The organism is Pedobacter sp. (assembly GCF_045627485.1).
Taxonomy (GTDB): Bacteria; Bacteroidota; Bacteroidia; order Sphingobacteriales; family Sphingobacteriaceae; genus Pedobacter.
Genome location: NZ_JAZQNU010000175.1, coordinates 23130 through 41550, shown reverse-complemented (window position 1 = coordinate 41550; position 18421 = coordinate 23130). Strand labels below are relative to the sequence as shown.

The 18421-nt window shown below is 41.2% G+C and carries 17 protein-coding genes; 15 read left to right on the top strand and 2 right to left on the bottom strand.

The genetic code is table 11. The annotated features are described in order from the left end of the window. Positions 1-754 (top strand): GDSL-type esterase/lipase family protein (locus tag ACR2F3_RS13510; protein ID WP_432710501.1); only part of this gene is annotated, 754 nt, incomplete at its 5' end. A 114-nt stretch (positions 755-868) separates the two neighbouring features. Continuing rightward, complete coding sequence (locus ACR2F3_RS13505; RefSeq protein WP_432710500.1) at positions 869-1651, top strand: alpha/beta hydrolase-fold protein; 783 nt, start codon at positions 869-871, stop codon at positions 1649-1651. 5 nt (positions 1652-1656) lie between these two features. Here ACR2F3_RS13505 and ACR2F3_RS13500 read toward each other — a convergent pair whose 3' ends face one another. After that, complete coding sequence (locus ACR2F3_RS13500) at positions 1657-2382, bottom strand: YebC/PmpR family DNA-binding transcriptional regulator (protein WP_432710499.1); 726 nt, start codon at positions 2380-2382, stop codon at positions 1657-1659. Positions 2383-2400: 18 nt separating this feature from the next. Further along, positions 2401-3351: an NAD-dependent epimerase/dehydratase family protein gene (locus tag ACR2F3_RS13495; RefSeq protein ID WP_432710498.1), complete on the bottom strand. Its 951-nt coding sequence runs from the start codon at positions 3349-3351 to the stop codon at positions 2401-2403. Between the two features lie 171 nt (positions 3352-3522). On the opposite strand from ACR2F3_RS13495, the gene ACR2F3_RS13490 reads away from it, so the two are divergent. The 13 genes from ACR2F3_RS13490 (at position 3523) to ACR2F3_RS13430 (ending at position 18413) form a co-directional block, all read left to right on the top strand. Continuing rightward, complete coding sequence (locus ACR2F3_RS13490; protein WP_432710497.1) at positions 3523-4191, top strand: gluconate 2-dehydrogenase subunit 3 family protein; 669 nt, start codon at positions 3523-3525, stop codon at positions 4189-4191. A 17-nt stretch (positions 4192-4208) separates the two neighbouring features. Continuing rightward, positions 4209-5912, top strand: coding sequence for a GMC oxidoreductase (locus ACR2F3_RS13485; protein ID WP_432710496.1), 1704 nt, complete (start codon positions 4209-4211; stop codon positions 5910-5912). Further along, entirely contained in the window at positions 5912-7069 is a 1158-nt protein-coding gene (locus tag ACR2F3_RS13480; RefSeq protein WP_432710495.1) for a Gfo/Idh/MocA family protein, read from the top strand. Before ACR2F3_RS13485 ends, ACR2F3_RS13480 begins: the two co-directional genes overlap by 1 nt. 3 nt (positions 7070-7072) lie before the next feature. Further along, positions 7073-8131 (top strand): sugar phosphate isomerase/epimerase family protein, encoded by a 1059-nt coding sequence (locus ACR2F3_RS13475; protein ID WP_432710494.1) that lies wholly within the window; start codon positions 7073-7075, stop codon positions 8129-8131. A 70-nt stretch (positions 8132-8201) separates the two neighbouring features. After that, positions 8202-8591 (top strand): c-type cytochrome, encoded by a 390-nt coding sequence (locus ACR2F3_RS13470; protein ID WP_432710493.1) that lies wholly within the window; start codon positions 8202-8204, stop codon positions 8589-8591. Positions 8592-8628: 37 nt separating this feature from the next. Then, positions 8629-10086 carry a Gfo/Idh/MocA family protein gene (locus ACR2F3_RS13465; protein WP_432710492.1) on the top strand — a complete coding sequence of 486 codons (1458 nt, stop codon included), beginning with the start codon at positions 8629-8631 and terminating at the stop codon, positions 10084-10086. A gap of 11 nt (positions 10087-10097) precedes the next feature. After that, positions 10098-10790, top strand: coding sequence for a 3-keto-disaccharide hydrolase (locus tag ACR2F3_RS13460; protein WP_432710491.1), 693 nt, complete (start codon positions 10098-10100; stop codon positions 10788-10790). A 26-nt stretch (positions 10791-10816) separates the two neighbouring features. Further along, on the top strand, positions 10817-12055 hold the full coding sequence (locus ACR2F3_RS13455; RefSeq protein ID WP_432710490.1) for an MFS transporter: 1239 nt from the start codon (positions 10817-10819) through the stop codon (positions 12053-12055). A gap of 7 nt (positions 12056-12062) precedes the next feature. Further along, a complete protein-coding gene (locus ACR2F3_RS13450; protein ID WP_432710489.1) occupies positions 12063-12950 on the top strand; it encodes a hydroxypyruvate isomerase family protein in 888 nt (295 codons plus the stop codon). Positions 12951-12960: 10 nt separating this feature from the next. Beyond that, positions 12961-13842 (top strand): sugar phosphate isomerase/epimerase family protein, encoded by an 882-nt coding sequence (locus ACR2F3_RS13445; protein ID WP_432710488.1) that lies wholly within the window; start codon positions 12961-12963, stop codon positions 13840-13842. A gap of 71 nt (positions 13843-13913) precedes the next feature. Then, on the top strand, positions 13914-14903 hold the full coding sequence (locus ACR2F3_RS13440; protein WP_432710487.1) for an aspartate-semialdehyde dehydrogenase: 990 nt from the start codon (positions 13914-13916) through the stop codon (positions 14901-14903). Positions 14904-14988: 85 nt separating this feature from the next. Then, positions 14989-16398: a D-alanyl-D-alanine carboxypeptidase/D-alanyl-D-alanine endopeptidase gene (gene dacB, locus ACR2F3_RS13435; protein ID WP_432710486.1), complete on the top strand. Its 1410-nt coding sequence runs from the start codon at positions 14989-14991 to the stop codon at positions 16396-16398. Positions 16399-16460: 62 nt separating this feature from the next. After that, positions 16461-18413, top strand: a complete 1953-nt coding sequence (locus tag ACR2F3_RS13430; RefSeq protein WP_432710485.1) for a beta-N-acetylhexosaminidase — start codon at positions 16461-16463, stop codon at positions 18411-18413. Positions 18414-18421 lie beyond the last annotated feature (8 nt).

The window sequence follows — 18421 nt, the reverse complement described above, 5'->3', positions numbered from 1 at the left end:
AGTACGCTCACTCTTCAAAAATATTCAATTATTTCCCAAACAGCTGGCAGCAAATTTTATCTTTACCTGCATTGATAAACCCTATAACACCACCATGAAAAAAATCTTTTACCTCTTATTCATTTTAATCGCCTTCAATACACAACAAAGTGATGCCCAAAACAAACCTGCGTTTTGGGACAACATCCAGCGTTTCAAAAAAATGGACAGCCTGCATAAACCTGCAAAAAATGGGATTGTGTTTGTAGGTAGTTCTTCATTTACGAAATGGACCGACCTGGAAAATGTTTACAAGACTTATGGTGCAATAAACCGGGGCTTTGGTGGCTCTACCCTGGCCCAGGCTAATGATTATATTGCCGACGTGGTTTACCCCTATGAGCCCCGTCAGGTGGTCATTTACAGTGGTGAAAACGACATCGCCATTGATCAGACCAGCGCCCTGGAAACACTGAACAGGTTTGCAGCATTTTTTACCCGCATCAGAATAAAACACCCTAAAACTGCGGTGCTTTATATATCTATGAAGATGAGTCCTTCGCGTATGCAGAATGCAGAAACGATACTACACGCTAACGCCTTGATTAAAGATTATCTTTCTTCCTATTCCAATACAAAATTTGTTGACGTAAACAGCAAGATGTTAAAGAATGGACAACCCAGGCCAGAACTGTTTCTGAAGGACCAACTGCATATGAAGCAGGCTGGTTACGACATTTGGATAAAGGAAATCACACCTCATCTTTTGAAATAAACAAGCAAGAAATAGTTTAACACAACATATTTTTTTGTGATTTTATTTTACTTAACAAAATGTCATAAATATTATTTAGCTTTCCTTTCCAACACCACCATTAAGTAACAAGGAATGAAACATTTGCAACTCATTATGCTGACGATACTGTTCACTGCCATACGGGTGCATGCTCAGGATCTAAACCTATACAATAAGGAGAGTTATGTTAAAGGTAAAGACAGTATCCAATACCGTGTGCTGCTGCCAGAAAACTTTGATGCGAATCAAAAATATCCTTTGTTGATCTTTTTACATGGTAGTGGGGAGCGCGGATCAGAAAATGAGAAACAACTTACGCATGGTGGGAAGCTTTTTTTGGATTCTGCTGTACGTAAGAATTTCCCGGCTATTATTGTCTTTCCGCAATGTCCGGAGGATGACCGCTGGACTGCATCGAAACGTATCCCAGGTAAAACAGGTAAAAACGCCTTTGAGTTCAAAAAAGGCGGTAAACCTACAGCAACCATGCATGCGCTTACCAGGATGACAAATGAATTTTTAAAGAAATCCTATGTTGACCGCAAACAGGTATATGTAGGTGGATTATCGATGGGTGCGATGGGCACTTATGAGTTGCTTCGACGTAAGCCTAAAACATTTGCAGCGGCTTTTGCCATCTGTGGCGGCGACAACCTGGCCAATGTGAAAAAATACAGACATGTTCCCCTCTGGATTTTTCACGGTGGGAAGGATGATGTTGTGAGTCCGGAACTATCTAAGGAGATTGCGGACCATTTAAAGATTATTGGCAAAGAAGTAAAATTCACATTATATGCCGATGACAACCATAATAGCTGGGATTCAGCCTTCGCTGAACCACAGTTATTACCTTGGTTATTTTCTCACAGTAAGTAAGGAAATTAGTCTTCCATGTTATGATATACTGCCTGTACATCATCATCTTCCTCTAATTTATCAATTAGTTTAAAGACATCTGCTGCCTCCTCTTCTGTTACTGATTTAGTAGATAAAGCGATACGTTCTAATTTTGCACTTTTCATTTCTACACCCAGATCTTCAAGGGCCTTTTGCATTTTCCCGAAGTCTTCGAATGCCGTTTGTACCACTGCGATATCATTTCCCTCTTCGTCTGCTTCCAGGTACAATTCTTCCAGGCCGGCGTCGATCAGATCAAGCTCCAGTTCTTCCAGGTCGCGTTCTCCAGGTAAAAATCTGAAAACCGATTTCCGGTTAAAGATGAAATCCAGGGAACCTGTTTTTCCTAAAGTACCACCGGTTTTATTAAAATAACTACGTACGTTAGCCACCGTTCTGTTGGTATTATCAGTAGCTGTTTCGATTAAAACGGCAACGCCATGTTGTGCATAACCTTCGTAAACAAACTCTTCGTAACCGTTCTCGTCTTTATTAGCTGCTCTTTTAATGGCCGCATCAATACGGTCTTTCGGCATGTTAACAGCCTTACCATTTTGAATAGCCGTGCGAAGACGTGAATTTGTTTCCGGATGAGGGCCTCCGTCCTTCACAGCCATTACAATTTCTTTACCTATACGGGTAAACTGAACGGCCATTTTAGCCCAACGTTTAAACTTTCTTTCTTTTCTAAACTCAAATGCTCTTCCCATTGTGGTATAAAGTTTTTATTACTTGGTATTTTTTAAATTTTCAAGCATGTCTGATGTCATTGTAGCCAGATCGAAAGCTGGTTTCCAGTTCCAATCTTTTACAGCGTAACTGTCATCAATAGATTGCGGCCAGCCGTTAGCGATATTTTGACGCGGATCATTCTCTGTGTAAGTTAATTTAAATTCTGGAATATGTTTCCTGATTTCCTCAGCAAGCACTTCAGGTGTAAAGCTCATGCCCGCGAAATTATAACTGGAACGAATGTTTAATTTACTTGATTCAGCATCCATCAATTCAATTGTTCCACGTATAGCATCGTCCATATACATCATCGGCAATTCAGTTTCCGCATTTAAGAATGACGAATAACTTTGTTTCTTCAGCGCATCATGAAAAATATGTATGGCATAATCTGTTGTGCCACCACCTGGTGCTGCTTTCCAACTAATGAGACCTGGATAACGGATACTGCGAACATCCAATCCGTATTTCTGAAAATAATATTCGCACCAGCGTTCGCCAGCCAATTTACTAATCCCATAAATTGTGTTTGGATCCATTACACAAAATTGAGGAGTTTGTTGTTTTGGGGAGCTAGGCCCAAACACCGCAATTGAACTAGGCCAATAAACTTTAGCCGTTTTATAGACTAACGCCAGGTCCAGAATATTTAACAGCCCGTTCATATTTAAATCCCATGCTAATTTGGGGTTTTGTTCGCCAGTTGCCGACAATAAAGCGGCAAGAAGATAAACTTGTGTTGGCTTATATTTTTTGAAAATGTTATTAAGTGTGTCTTTTTCGAGTACATTAACAAATTCAAATGGTCCTGCATTTTTAATATCATAATCTGGTCTTCTGATATCACAAGCGACTACACAATTTTCACCGTAAGTTTTTCTTAAAGCGGTAACTAGTTCAGTACCAATTTGGCCGTTAGACCCTAATACTACAATTCTTTCCGTCATTCAAATAGATTTTGCCAAAGGTAAAAAAATGAGGGATATTTATTTAAGTAACAAAATCAATATAAATTGAAATCATTTTGTGTGAGTATTACACTTTGCAAAGCCTTTTTATTATTTTAGAAAATTAAAACAGTATTAACACCCAATATAAAACCCAAAAATTAAACTTATATGGACAGAAGAGACGCAGTCAAAAGTGTTGCTTTTTTACTGGGAGGAGCACTTTCTGCCACAACAATTGGCGTGTTTCTGGAAGGATGTAGTCCTTCTGGCAACAAAGACAATAAGAACTTATTTTCTCCTCAACACGAGCAACTAATCACCGAAATCGCAGATATTATCGTTCCAACAACTTCCACACCAGGCGCAAAAGCTGCGGGTGTAGGGCCATGGATTCCGATGATGGTGAAAGATTGTTATCCTGAGGATGCACAAAAAGCATTTATAAAAGGCCTTGATGATGTGGAAGATCGTTCTAAAAAAGAATTCAGTAAATCGTTTTTAGAAATGAGCGTAAAAGAACGTGAACAACTGCTCGGAAAAATAAGAGATGAAACCGTTGCTGCGCAGAAAAAAGAAAAAGAAGAAAATGAAGCAAAGCGTATAGCGGCAGAAAACAAACTGGAAAAGAAATCTGAAAAAGAGGAAGCCGGAAGACCGATGAACGCTAAAGAAGCGGAACCAAGCAAACCTTATTTCTTTGCTATCATGCGTGACTTAACATTATTGGGTTATTTCACCTCTGAAATTGGCCAGACAAAAGCCTATGCATATGTGGAGATACCGGGTCGTTATGACGGCTGTGTAGATTTGAAGCCAGGTCAAAAAGTTTGGGCATAATAAACTAAAAAAGAATCATGATTAACTTAAATACTAAAGCAACAGCTCAAAATACATATGACGCCATCGTAATCGGATCGGGTATCAGTGGTGGTTGGGCTGCAAAAGAATTAACTGAAAAAGGTCTTAAAGTTTTAATGCTGGAAAGAGGCAGAAACATTGAGCATATAAAAGACTATACCACGGCCATGAAAAAGCCATGGGAATTTGAACACCGGGGTCGTTTAACAGAAGAACAAAAAAGAACGCACCCGGTACAAAAAAGAGATTACCCATACCAGGAATATAATGAGAGTTTTTGGGTAGATGACTTGGAATGCCCATATACTGAAGTTAAACGATTCGACTGGTACCGTGGATTTCATGTAGGTGGTAAATCATTGATGTGGGGCCGTCAAAGCTACCGTTTAAGTGATTTGAACTTTGAAGAAAATTTAAAGGATGGCCATGGTAATGACTGGCCAATCCGTTATAAAGATATTGAACCTTGGTACGATTATGTTGAAAAGTTTGCTGGGATCAGCGGATCAGTAGAAAACTATCCACACTTTCCAGATGGTCATTTTCTTCCTCCAATGGAGATGAACTGTGTTGAAAAATCAGTTAAAAAACGTGTAGAAGAAAAATGGAACAGGTCGCGTATTTTGACTATGGGACGTACCGCCAACTTAACAGTTCCTCATGGTGGCCGTGGAAAATGCCAATATCGTAACTTGTGTAGCAGAGGCTGTCCTTTTGGTGCTTACTTTAGTACGCAATCTTCTACCCTTCCGGCGGCAATGGCTACTGGAAATTTAACAGTACGCCCTTTCTCTTTGGTTAACCAGATCTTATATGATAAGGAAACTCAGAAAGCAACCGGTGTATTGGTTATCGATTCAGAGACTAACGAGAACATGGAATTCTACGCTAAAATCGTTTTCGTAAACGGTTCTACTTTAGGTTCAACCTTCTTATTATTAAACTCAACTTCTGACGTATTCCCTGATGGCTTAGGGAATGGTAGCGGACAGTTAGGCCACAACTTAATGGATCACCATTTCCGTTGCGGTGCTTCAGGCAGAGCCGAAGGTTTTGATGACAAATATGTTTATGGTAAAAGAGCCAATGGAATATATGTACCAAGGTATAGAAACGTTGGTAACGATAAACGCGATTACGTAAGGGGATTTGGTTACCAAGGTGGTGCCAGCAGAGGAAACTGGCATGCTGATGTTGCCGAAATGGCTTTTGGAGGTGACTTCAAAGATCAAATGACCGTTCCTGGAGCATGGAATATGGGATTAGGTGGCTTTGGGGAATCACTACCTTACTACGAAAACCGCGTATACATTGATAAATCTAAAAAAGATAAGTGGGGCCAGCCTGTTCTAGCCATTGACTGTGAATTTAAAGATAACGAGCGAAAAATGCGTGTAGACATGATGAACGATGCTGCCGAAATGTTGGAAGCAGCGGGCATTAAAGATGTATATACCTACGATAACGGATCATCTCCAGGTATGGCTATCCACGAAATGGGTACTGCCAGAATGGGTAATGACCCGAAAAACTCTGTATTGAATAAATGGAACCAAATGCATGAAGTGAAAAACGTATTTGTTACCGATGGCTCATGTATGCCTTCTGCAGCTTGTCAGAATCCTTCATTAACCTATATGGCATTAACGGCCAGAGCATGTGATTTCGCAGTAAATGAGTTAAAAAAACAAAATATTTAATGGCAGAAAAATTGAGGATGGGGATGATCGGTGGCGGAAGAAATGCTTTCATCGGCGCCGTTCATCGCATAGCAGCAAATATTGATGGACTCATTGAGCTAAGCTGTGGCGCATTGAGTTCTAATCCGGAGACCGCAAAATTATCTGGTCGCGACCTGTTTTTACCAGAAGACAGGAACTATGGAAGTTATAAAGAAATGATTGAAGCCGAGCGTAACTTACCAGCCGAAAAGCGCATGCATTTCGTGAGTATTGTTACACCAAACTTTGCACATTTTGAACCCGCCATGATGGCATTGGAAAATGGATTTCATGTGGTGATCGACAAGCCTATTACTTTAACGCTTGAAGAAGCTAAAAAACTGGAAACCAAGGCCAAAGAAACCGGATTAATAGTTTGTTTAACGCATACGTATTCGGGTTACCCTATGGTAAAACAAGCCCGTCAGATGGTTAAAGAAGGCAAATTCGGCAAGATTAGAAAAGTTTGTGTAGAATATCCTCAAGGTTGGCTATGTCAGCCTTCTGAACATGAAGGTAACCAACAGGCCGCTTGGAGAACAGACCCTAATAAAAGTGGTATTAGTGGTTGTATGGGTGATATCGGTACGCATGCTGCACAGCTGGCTGAGTATATTTCTTCACTGGAGATTACAAAAATGTGTGCAGACCTGAACCGGGTGGTTGATGGCCGCCAGTTAGATGATGATGGAAATGTATTACTAAAGTTCAACAACGGTGCTAACGGTATATTAATGGCTTCACAAATTGCTGCCGGAGAAGAAAACGCGTTATCCATTAGGGTATATGGCGAAACTGGTGGCCTTGAATGGCACCAGGAAGAACCTAATACCTTAATTGTGAAATGGCATAATGCGCCTTCACAAATCTACCGTACAGGAAACGGCTATTTATCATCTTTTGCATCGCATAACAGCAGAACGCCTGCCGGTCACCCTGAAGGATACCTGGAAGCTTTCGCTAATATTTACAGGAACTTTGCGCTAACGTTAAATGCGCGTCTAAACGGTGAAACTCCTACAGAAGAAATGTTGGATTTCCCTGATGCCAGTGACGGAGTTAGAGGAATGGCTTTTATTGAAAATGTAGTGGCTTCTGGACAATCGGATCAGAAGTGGTTTGACTTTAAAATTTAACAAATGACGACAATTAAAGGACCAGCAGTTTTTTTAGCGCAATTTATTAATGACGAAGCCCCTTTCAACACGTTGGAAGGAATTTGCCAATGGGCAGCAGACCTGGGGTTTAAAGGCATACAGATGCCTACTACAGACAGCCGCTTCATAGACCTTAAACAAGCAGCGGAGAGTGTTACTTATGCCGACGAACTGAAAGGAAAAGTAGCTTCTTTTGGCTTGGAGATTACCGAGCTTTCTACACACTTACAAGGACAACTAATTGCTGTTAACCCGGCATACGACCTTGCTTTTGATGCATTTGCACCAGAAGCTTACCGTAACAATCCTAAAGCAAGAACAGAATGGGCCATTCAACAAATGAAGTATGCAGCTCAGGCTTCCAAAAATCTTGGTCTGAATGCACATGCAACCTTTAGTGGTTCATTGCTATGGCACATGTTCCATCCGTGGCCTCAACGCCCGGCAGGATTGGTTGAAGCAGGTTTTACCGAACTTGCAAAACGCTGGTTACCAATCTTAAATGAATTTGATGCCAATGGTGTTGATGTATGTTATGAGATCCACCCTGGAGAAGACCTTTTTGATGGCCAAACGTATGAGATGTTTTTGGAAAAAGTAAACAACCACCCTCGTGCTTGTTTATTATATGATCCGTCGCATTTTGTGTTGCAACAATTAGACTATATCCAATATATTGATTTTTACCATGAACGGATTAAAGCATTCCACGTAAAAGATGCAGAATTTAATCCTACAGGACGACAAGGCACTTTCGGTGGCTATCAAAACTGGGCCGACCGTGCGGGTCGCTACCGTTCTCCAGGCGATGGCCAGGTTGACTTTAAAACGATCTTCAGCAAATTAGCACAATACGACTATAAAGGATGGGCTGTAATGGAATGGGAATGCTGCATCAAAGATTCAAATACGGGAGCAAGAGAAGGTGCTGAATTTATAAAAAAACATATCATTCCGGTAACAAGCCGTGCATTTGACGATTTTGCCGCTTCTGGTGGTAATGATGATTTTAACAATATCATTTTAGGCATTACAAAATAATTTGGTAAAGAAAGGGCAACAGTTAGTTATTGTTGCCTTTCTATACCGCTCAACTACTAATAACATAAAAATGAAAAAGACATTATTAATATTAAGCTGCTTAACATTAGCGATGGCTTCGTGTGGAGGGGATTCTTCAAAAACAAACGAAGACAGCAGTGCAGCAACAGAAACAACAGCACCTGGTGCTTCAGACACACCCATGTTGCCTGGTGAAAAATTAATTGCAACATCAGACTGCATCGGTTGCCATAACAAAACGCAGAAAGTTGTAGGCCCGGCCTATGTAGAGGTAGCAAAGAAATACGAATTGAACGACAAAAATGTTGATTACCTGGCTGATAAGATTATTAGTGGTGGTCAAGGTGTTTGGGGAGAAGTTCCAATGACGCCACACCCTACCATCGCGCCAGATGATGCCAAGGAAATGGCGAGATACATCCTATCTCTTAAAGAATAGATATTGATTAACCACACATAAAACCAAAATATAAATTATGGAAAAACCAGTTATAGATAAAAACGCAGCAAGTAGAAGATCTTTTATTAAGTCTGCGGCAATTGCTTCGGCAGCATTTATGATCGTACCCCGTCATGTTCTGGGCGGAAAAGGATTTTTAGCACCTAGCGACCGTCTGATCGTAGCCGGCGTAGGGGTTGGTGGAAAAGGCCAGTCAGATATTGCAAGTTTCTATAAAAGTGGAAAGGCAGATATCGGATTCCTATGTGATGTAGACACCCGCAGGGCTGCAAACTCTGTAAAAGCATTCCCTAAGGCTAAGTTTTACAAAGACTGGCGTGAAATGTTCGACAAAGAAAGTAAAAACTTTGACGCTGTTTCGGTTTCTACACCTGATCATAATCATGCTATTACCACCCTTGCTGCTATGCAATTGGGTAAACACGTATATGTTCAAAAACCGCTTACCCATGATATCTATGAGGCAAGGGCTTTGACTGCTGCCGCTCAAAAATACAAAGTGGTTACCCAAATGGGAAACCAGGGTGCATCAAACGATGGACCACGCCAAATGAAAGAATGGTATGATGCAGGTTTAATTGGTGATGTACATACTATATATGCGTGGACCGACAGACCAGTGTGGCCTCAGGGAATTCCATGGTCTGCCAACAAAGCTGAAATACCAAAAGAATTAGATTGGGATTTATGGTTGGGTACCGCTCCTTATAAAGATTTTGTTGACAAATTAGTTCCTTTTAACTGGCGCGGCTGGTGGGATTATGGAACCGGCGCATTAGGCGACATGGGATGCCATTTGTTAGAAGCCCCATTTAGCGTGTTAAACCTTAAGTATGCAAGTGAAGTTGAGGCGAGTGTAGGTTCTGTGTATGTAGATGAATTTAAACGCGGATATTTCCCAGACAGCTGCCCACCTTCAAGTCACGTTACCTTAAAATTCCCAAAAACAGATAAAACCAAGGGCGATGTTGTGGTACATTGGATGGACGGAGGTATACAGCCAGAAAGACCAGCAGAACTGGAAGCAAATGAAGTTTTTGGTGATGGTGGAAATGGTACCTTGTTTATTGGAACAAAAGGAAAAATGATGGCAAGCACCTACAGTGCTAATCCACGTTTACTTCCTTTGAGCCGTAACAACGACATCAAAGTTCCTGAAAAATTAGCCAGGGTTAAAGGTGGCGCCGATGGCCATTATGCACAATGGGTAGAAGCAAGTATTGCCGGCTATGGCAAAAAACCCCTAAGCTCACCATTTGAAATTGCCGGACCGCTTACTGAAGCACTATTGATGGCCAACCTTGCCATTAGAGGTGTAGATGTTCAACGCAAGGATCAATCGGGTAAAATTACCTATCCAGGCAGAAACATTAAATTGTTGTGGGATAACGACAACATGAAAGTCACCAATTTTGATGATGTTAACCAATTTGTAAAACGCGAGTACCGTAAAGGATGGACTTTAGGGGCATAACCAAAAGATAGATGAAGAATTACATATTTTCTGCAATTATATTGACAGTATTCAGTGGCTGTTCGACCAGGGCACAACAAAGTGATAAGGGCTGGACTAAGCTTTTTGATGGAAAAACAACCACAGGCTGGCACAGCTATGGGAAAACCACAGTTGGTGCAGGCTGGAAAGTGGAAGACGGCGCCTTACGTTTAGATCCCAAAGCAAAACAAAATGACGATGGTGACCTGGTTACCGATAAAGAGTACAGCAACTTCCATTTGAAATTAGAATGGAAAGTTGCGCCTAAAGCCAATAGTGGAATTATTTTATTTGTACACGAAGACCCTAAAAAGTACAATCAGCCTTACAGTACTGGTCTGGAAATGCAGGTATTGGATAATGAAGGCCACAAGGATGGTCAGATTACCAAACACCGTTCAGGTGATTTATACGATTTGATTAAAAGCAGCAGCGAACCGGTAAAACCTGTTGGTGAATGGAATAAAGTTGATATCATCAGCAATAATGGACAATTGGAGTTCATGCTGAATGGTGTCAAAATCGTATCCACTACCCTATGGGATGAGAACTGGAAGAACCTGATTGCAGGTAGCAAGTTTGCAAAATGGGAAAACTATGGAACTTTTAAGTCAGGTAAAATTGCCTTACAAGATCATGGTGATGAAGTTTGGTACCGAAATATATCCATCAAAGAGTTATAACCGCATATAAAAAAATCTAACCAAACATGAATTTAAACAACCGCATTAAGCTATCAGGGATGATGTTCCTGGAATTTTTCATCTGGGGATCCTGGTTTGTAACCCTGGGAACATTTCTTGGCAACAATCTGAAGGCTACCGGAGGAGAAACAGCTGCTGTTTTCTCTACGCAGTCATGGGGTGCTATTATTGCCCCTTTTATCATTGGGTTGATTGCCGATCGATTTTTTAATGCAGAAAAGATCCTGGGGGTGCTTCACCTCATCGGGGCGGTGTTAATGTACCAAATGTACACTGCCACTGATGTTTCTCTATTTTACCCTTACGTATTATCGTATATGATCCTGTTTATGCCTACCCTGGCATTAGTAAACTCCGTATCCTTTAACCAAATGAAAGATCCTGAAAAGGAGTTCTCTAACATTAGGGTTTGGGGAACAATTGGCTGGATCGTTGCAGGTTTATTGATTAGTTTCGTATTTCACTGGGACACATCAGAAGGTACTGCATCGGGGCTGTTAAAAAACACTTTCTTAATGGCTGGAATCGGTTCATTAATACTGGGGTTATTTAGTTTTACGCTACCAAAAACGCCGCCTAAAGTTCCTACAGGAGAGAAAGTTAAAATAACTGAACTTTTAGGACTTGATGCATTGAAATTGCTGAAGGATAAAAACTTCGCCATCTTCTTTATTGCGTCTATTTTAATTTGTATTCCTTTAGCTTTTTATTACCAAAATGCGCATCCATTCCTCACCAGTGCTGGTATGGACAATCCAACTGGTAAAATGGCAATCGGACAAGTTTCAGAAGCACTATTTTTATTATTACTTCCTTTATTCTTTTCGAGATTCGGTTTTAAGAAAACAATCCTGGTTGGTATGCTTGCCTGGGCAGTGCGTTATGCATTATTTGCCTACGGAAACGCGTCTGACTTAAGCTTTATGCTTATCATTGGAATTGCACTTCATGGTGTTTGTTATGATTTCTTCTTTGTATCTGGACAGATTTACACGAACTCTAAAGCGGGCGATAAATACAAAAGTTCTGCACAAGGCTTAATTACACTGGCTACTTATGGTGTAGGTATGCTTATCGGTTTTGAGGTTGCAGGTATGATTACAGATACTTATAAACTTGCCGATGGTTCTTTTGACTGGCAAACAATCTGGATTATCCCAGCTGCAATTGCTGCCGTAGTTTTCCTATTATTTACCGTCTTCTTTAACGACAAAGATTCGGCAGTTAAAGAGGTAACCATTTAATTTGAGAATGATGGAAAATGATAACGGCAGAAGGACTGCTTTAAAAAATATCGTTATGGGTACAGTAGCCTTAGGTGCCTCTGGTGCTTTACAAAGTTTCACCTCTGCTGAAAAAACTACGCACGCTCCTTTGAAAGGGAATATTAACCATGCAGTTTGCCAGTGGTGCTTTAGCGACATGGATGTGGAAACTTTATGCAAGGAAGCAAGTAAGATGGGCATCAAGGGCATTGACCTTGTGGGTCCTAAAGACTGGCCAATTCTAAAAAAATACGGGCTAACTTCTTCCATGTGTAATGGTGCAGAGATTAACCTGGTTGATGGCTTTAATGATCCACAGTTTCATGACACCCTGGTTAAAAACTACACGGAGATGATTCCTAAAGTTGCCGCAGCGGGTTACACAAACCTGATCTGTTTTAGCGGAAACCGCCGTGGTAAAGATGATGAGACCGGATGGAACAACTGTGTTACGGGCTTAAAAAGAATTATCAAATTAGCTGAAAAGCATAACGTGGTATTGGTTATGGAACTGCTAAATAGTAAAGTAGACCACAAAGACTACCAATGCGACCGAACAGCATGGGGTGTGGAACTAGCAAAAAGACTTGGCTCTCCTAATTTCAAACTGCTTTATGATATTTATCATATGCAGATCGACGAAGGTGATGTAATTAACACCATCAGGAAAAGTCATGAATATATTGCCCACTACCATACAGCGGGAGTTCCAGGCAGAAACGAAATTGAGGAAAACCAGGAATTAAATTATCCTGCAATCATGCGTGCCATCCAGAAAACCGGATTCAAGGGTTTTGTTGCTCAGGAATTTCTTCCAATCAAAAAAGACAAACTGCAGTCCTTAAGGACTGCAGTAACCATTTGCGATATTTAAATTAACAGCTATGAATTCGAGAAGAAATTTTATCAAATTAACTGGCCTCGCAGCAGCAGGGGTAATTTTAGTGCCCTCATTTGCTTGTAGCCCGGCAGGAGCAGTAGAGAAAAGAATAGGTATCCAACTCTATTCTTTAAGAGATTATTTACCCAAGGACGTTAAAGGCGTAATCAAAAAAGTTGCTGAAGCAGGCTATAATGATGTTGAAACTTATGGTTACTCGGTGGAAGGAAAATTCTGGGGACTAACGCCAGCAGAGTTTAAAGGCGTGCTAGCAGAGAACGGCTTAACAGCCCCAAGTGGCCATTATGGCCTAGACAAGTACTTTACTGACGGCGATACCGATGAGTTAAAAGCATATATTGAAGCCGCTAATGCAATCGGTAGTAAATACCTCACTGTACCGTTCTTAGGCGAAAACTTAAGAAAGGACCTAGACGGCTATAAATCTGTGTCAGAAAAACTGAACCAGGCGGGTGAAATTTGTAAAACTTCCGGATTAAAATTAGCGTATCATAACCACAACTTCGAATTCCAAAAATTTGGTGACACGACTGGTTACGATGTGATGTTAAAAGAAACTAATCCAGAGCTTGTAAGTTTTGAACTTGATTTATACTGGGTAATGCGTTCAGGTAACGATCCAATAAAATTGTTTACCGATAACCCTGGCCGTTTCCCTATGTGGCACGTTAAAGATATGGACAAAGCTAATGAAGAGCTAAACACAGAGGTTGGTTCTGGAAGTATCGATTTCAAAAAGATTTTCGCCGACGCAAAACTTGCCGGATTGGAGTATCCCTTTTTAGAACAGGAAAATTTCGGTACCGATCCCTATGAGAGCATTAAAACAAGCTATAATTACCTCAAAAATGAATTAATACGTTAAACAAAGATTTTTTCGTCATATTTGAGCATATAAGTAGATCAATTTTTAAAAATTTAGAACAGAATTATTCAATGAAAGTCGCAGTTGTAGGTGCCACTGGCTTAGTAGGCACTGTGATGTTAAAAGTGTTAGAAGAACGTAATTTCCCGTTAACCGAATTAATTCCGGTTGCGTCAGAAAAGAGTGTAGGCAAAGAAATCACTTTTAAGGGTAAGAAGTTTGCTGTTGTAAATATGGATACTGCGATTTCTATGAAACCTGATATCGCTTTATTCTCTGCTGGTGGTCAAACCTCTTTGGAACATGCTCCTCGTTTTGCAGAAGCAGGTACCATTGTTATTGATAATTCTTCGGCATGGCGTATGGATCCGGCTAAAAAGCTGATTGTTCCAGAAGTTAACGCAAATGAATTGTCTATAGACGATAAAATCATTGCTAACCCTAACTGCTCAACGATTCAAATGGTAGTGGCTTTAAAACCACTTCATGATAAATACAAAATCAAACGTGTGGTTGTGTCTACTTACCAGTCGGTAACAGGTACAGGCGTAAAAGCGGTTGAACAGATGATGAATGAGCGCAAAGGTGTGGACGGCCCAATGGCTTATGCCTACCCGATCGATTTAAACGTGATTCCACAGATTGACGTGTTCCAGGAAAATGGCTACACCAAAGAAGAGATGAAGATGATTTTGGAAACCCGTAAAATTATGGGCGACGAGAGCATTAAAGTTACGGCAACTACCGTACGTATCCCTGTAATGGGTGGACACTCTGAATCAGTAAACGTAGAATTTGAAAATGAATTTGACCTAGCTGAAGTAAGAGAGTTATTGGAAAAAACAGAGGGAATTGTTGTTGTTGATGACATTGCCAATCTTAAGTACCCAATGCCACTTGACGCACACAATAAGGATGAAGTTTTTGTAGGCCGTATTAGACGTGACGAGTCATTACCTAATACCCTTAACATGTGGATCGTTGCAGATAACTTGCGTAAAGGTGCTGCAACCAATGCAGTGCAAATTGCAGAATACCTGTTAAGATCAGAATTAATTTAATAAAACAATACACCATAGGATGTGATGTTCAGGCGGATTTTACCGTTTGTACATCACATTTTTTTTTGATTAAAATGCACCACCCATGAAAATAAAACACCTGGCCCTTGCACTATTCTTTAGCGGCGTTTCTTTACAAAGTATCGGACAAACCGTTGAACAAAAACTAGATCGCGCCTTTCAGGTACTAAACGCTGATCCGCAGGCTAAATATGCCACAACATCACTATGTGTATTAGATGCCAATACTGGAAAGATAATTTTTGCAAAAAATGAAAACACGGGTGTTGCAACCGCCTCTACTTTAAAAACAATAACCGCAGCAACGGCCTATAGCCTGCTTGGCAAAGATTTTCGCTATCAAACCACACTGGCTTATAGTGGAAACGTAATTAATGGCGTACTGCAAGGTGACCTCATTATAATTGGTGGCGGCGACCCTACCCTTGGCTCTTTCAGGTATGCGAACCAAAAGGAAAACATGGTACTCAACCAATGGGTGGGCGCCATTAAAGCGGCTGGCATCAGTAAAATACAAGGGCGCATTATTGGTGACGACAGCGCCTGGGGCAGCAGCTCCACGCCAGACGGATGGACGTGGCAGGATATGGGCAATTACTATGGGGCAGCGCCATCGGCACTAAGCTGGCGGGAAAATCAATTTGATATTAACTTAAGAGCTGGTACAAGAGTAAATCAACCGGCAGTAATTACCAGCATTGTTCCTGCAATGCCTTATTTACAGGTGGTAAATGAGCTCAGTACTGGCGCAAGTGGAACAGGCGACAATGCTTATGCCTATTTACCGCCACTAGCTTCTACTGCTTACTTAAGAGGCACCTGGGGCATGGGTATTCAAAAAACTGGCATCTCTGCCGCCCTACCCGATCCAGCTTACGATGCCGCCTACCGTTTACACGACACACTTAAAAGGATTGGCATTACTGCTGGAGAAGTAACCACAAGCCGACAAATCCTGGCCGATAAGTTTCCCCTACCCCTTGTTAGCAAGCAATTAAACACGATAACCTCTCCCTCGCTAAGTGAAATCATCTATTGGTTTAACAAAAAAAGTATCAATCTTTATGGAGAGAACCTCCTCAGAACACTAGCCTGGAAAGCTGGAAAACCTGCAACTACGGCAAATGGAGTGGATGAGCTCATTAACTTCTGGACAAAAAAAGGCCTTGATAAAAATGCATTGAACATGATTGATGGTAGCGGCTTATCTCCGGCTAACCGGGTAACCACTTATGCGATGGCCACCATTTTATTTCACGCACAAAAGGAGGAGTGGTATCCTGATTTTTATAAATCCCTCCCGATAAACAATGGTATGGCCATTAAAAGCGGAAGCATCAAAGATGTATCAGCTTATGCCGGATATTATACCAATGCTGCCGGCAGGAAATATATTGTGGTTATCAACATCAATAACTACACTGGTGGAGGCATCAACAAGAAACTTTTTAAAACTTTAGATGCCTTAAAGTAAGCTTCGGCGCATTATAATTTTTATTAATAACTTGCAGCACACAAAATAAACCACCTTTTACCATGAGAAAAATTTTTCCCTTTATGTTTTGTGCATTGTTGGCCACACAAGCCGGTGCACAGGAAATATCGACGGTTACTACTAATACCACTACAGAAGCGATGATGGCCTATCAGCCGGAAATTGCAATTATCCCAGAACCAGTTTCTCTTATCAAAAACAACGGGCACTTTATACTGCCAGAAAATATTACCATTCAGGCTGGCCCAGCAATGAAAGCAGTGAGCGATCACCTGCAAGAAAAACTTTCAGCCGCTACTGGTTACTTTGTATCGACTAACAATAGCGCCGATAGCAAAGCAACAATCGTGTTAATCTTAAACAACAAGGTAAACCCACAGATAGGTAACGAAGGTTACCAGTTATCAGTTACTCCGGCACAAATAGTTATTAAAGCCAATAAAGCTGCCGGGTTATTTTACGGTGTGCAAACCCTCCTGCAACTCTTTCCAAAAGAAATAGAATCGGCCGAGGTGATGAAGGGCATTGAATGGAAAGCACCCAGTGTAGAAATTACAGACTACCCACGTGTGGGCTGGCGCGGTTTAATGTTTGATGTGGCCCGTCACTTCTTCACAAAAGACGAGGTGAAACAGTACATCGATGCTATGGTCCGTTATAAATACAACGTATTACACCTGCACTTAACCGACGATGAAGGCTGGCGAATCGAGATTAAAGGCTTACCTAAACTTACCGAAGTTGGTGCCTGGAGCGTAAAAAAAGTGGGTACTTTTGGCGATTTTACGCCGCCAACAGCTGATGAACCGAGAACCTATGGTGGCTTTTACACACAAGACGATTTAAAAGAAATCATTGCTTATGCACAGGAAAGATTTGTTAACATCCTTCCCGAAATAGATGTTCCAGGTCACAGTTTAGCAGCCATTGCAGCTTACCCTGAACTGTCGTGCACACCAGGTGCAGAAAAATACCAGGTACGCTCAGGAGAAAAAATCATGGACTGGTCGCGCGGTGCTCCGCCAACAGCTTTGGTTGATAACACCCTCTGCCCTGCCAATGAAAAAGTATATGAATTCCTGGATACTATCATTTCACAGGTTGCAGCCTTATTTCCGTTCGAATATATTCACATGGGTGGTGATGAAGCACCGAGAAACTTCTGGACGAAATCTCCTGCTGTTCTTGCCCTGATGAAAAGAGAAGGATTAAAGAATATGGACCAGGTTCAGGGCTATTTTGAAAAAAGAATACTGAAAATGGTAGAGGCAAAAGGCAAGAAGTTTATCGGATGGGATGAGATCCTTGACGGTGGCATTCCATCTAATGCAGCCATTATGAGTTGGAGAGGTGTGAAATACGGCGTTGAAGCCACACACAAAAAACATGAAGTGGTAATGAGCCCTACCACTTACGCTTACCTGGATTACATGCAGAGCGATGTGATGTTTGAGCCAAGAGTATACGCCAGCTTGCGTTTAAGTAAATCGTATGAATTCGATCCTATCCCTGCTGGAGTTGACGCTAAATACATTAAAGGTGGCCAGGCAAATCTGTGGGCCGAACAAATATATAATATCCGTCAGGCTGAGTACATGACCTGGCCAAGAGCCATGGCCATTGCAGAATCAGTATGGTCGCCAAAAGAAAAGAAAAACTGGGATACCTTTTTCCCGAAAGTGGAACAGCATTTTAAGCGCCTGGACATGTCGGAAACCAAATATGCCCCAAGTGTATACGATCCGATCTTTAATGTTACCAGAACGGCAGATAAGCAAATCCTCATCGATTTAACGACTGAAGTGAAGGGACTGGACATTTATTATAGTTTTGACAACTCGTATCCGGACCGCTTTTATCCGAAATACACAGAAAAACTGTTGCCACCAAAAGATGCCACACAATTACGCGTCATTACCTATAAAGGTAAAGAACCTGTTGGCCGCATGTTAACCATGCCTATTGAGGAATTGAAAAAACGAGCAGGTAAATAATTACAACA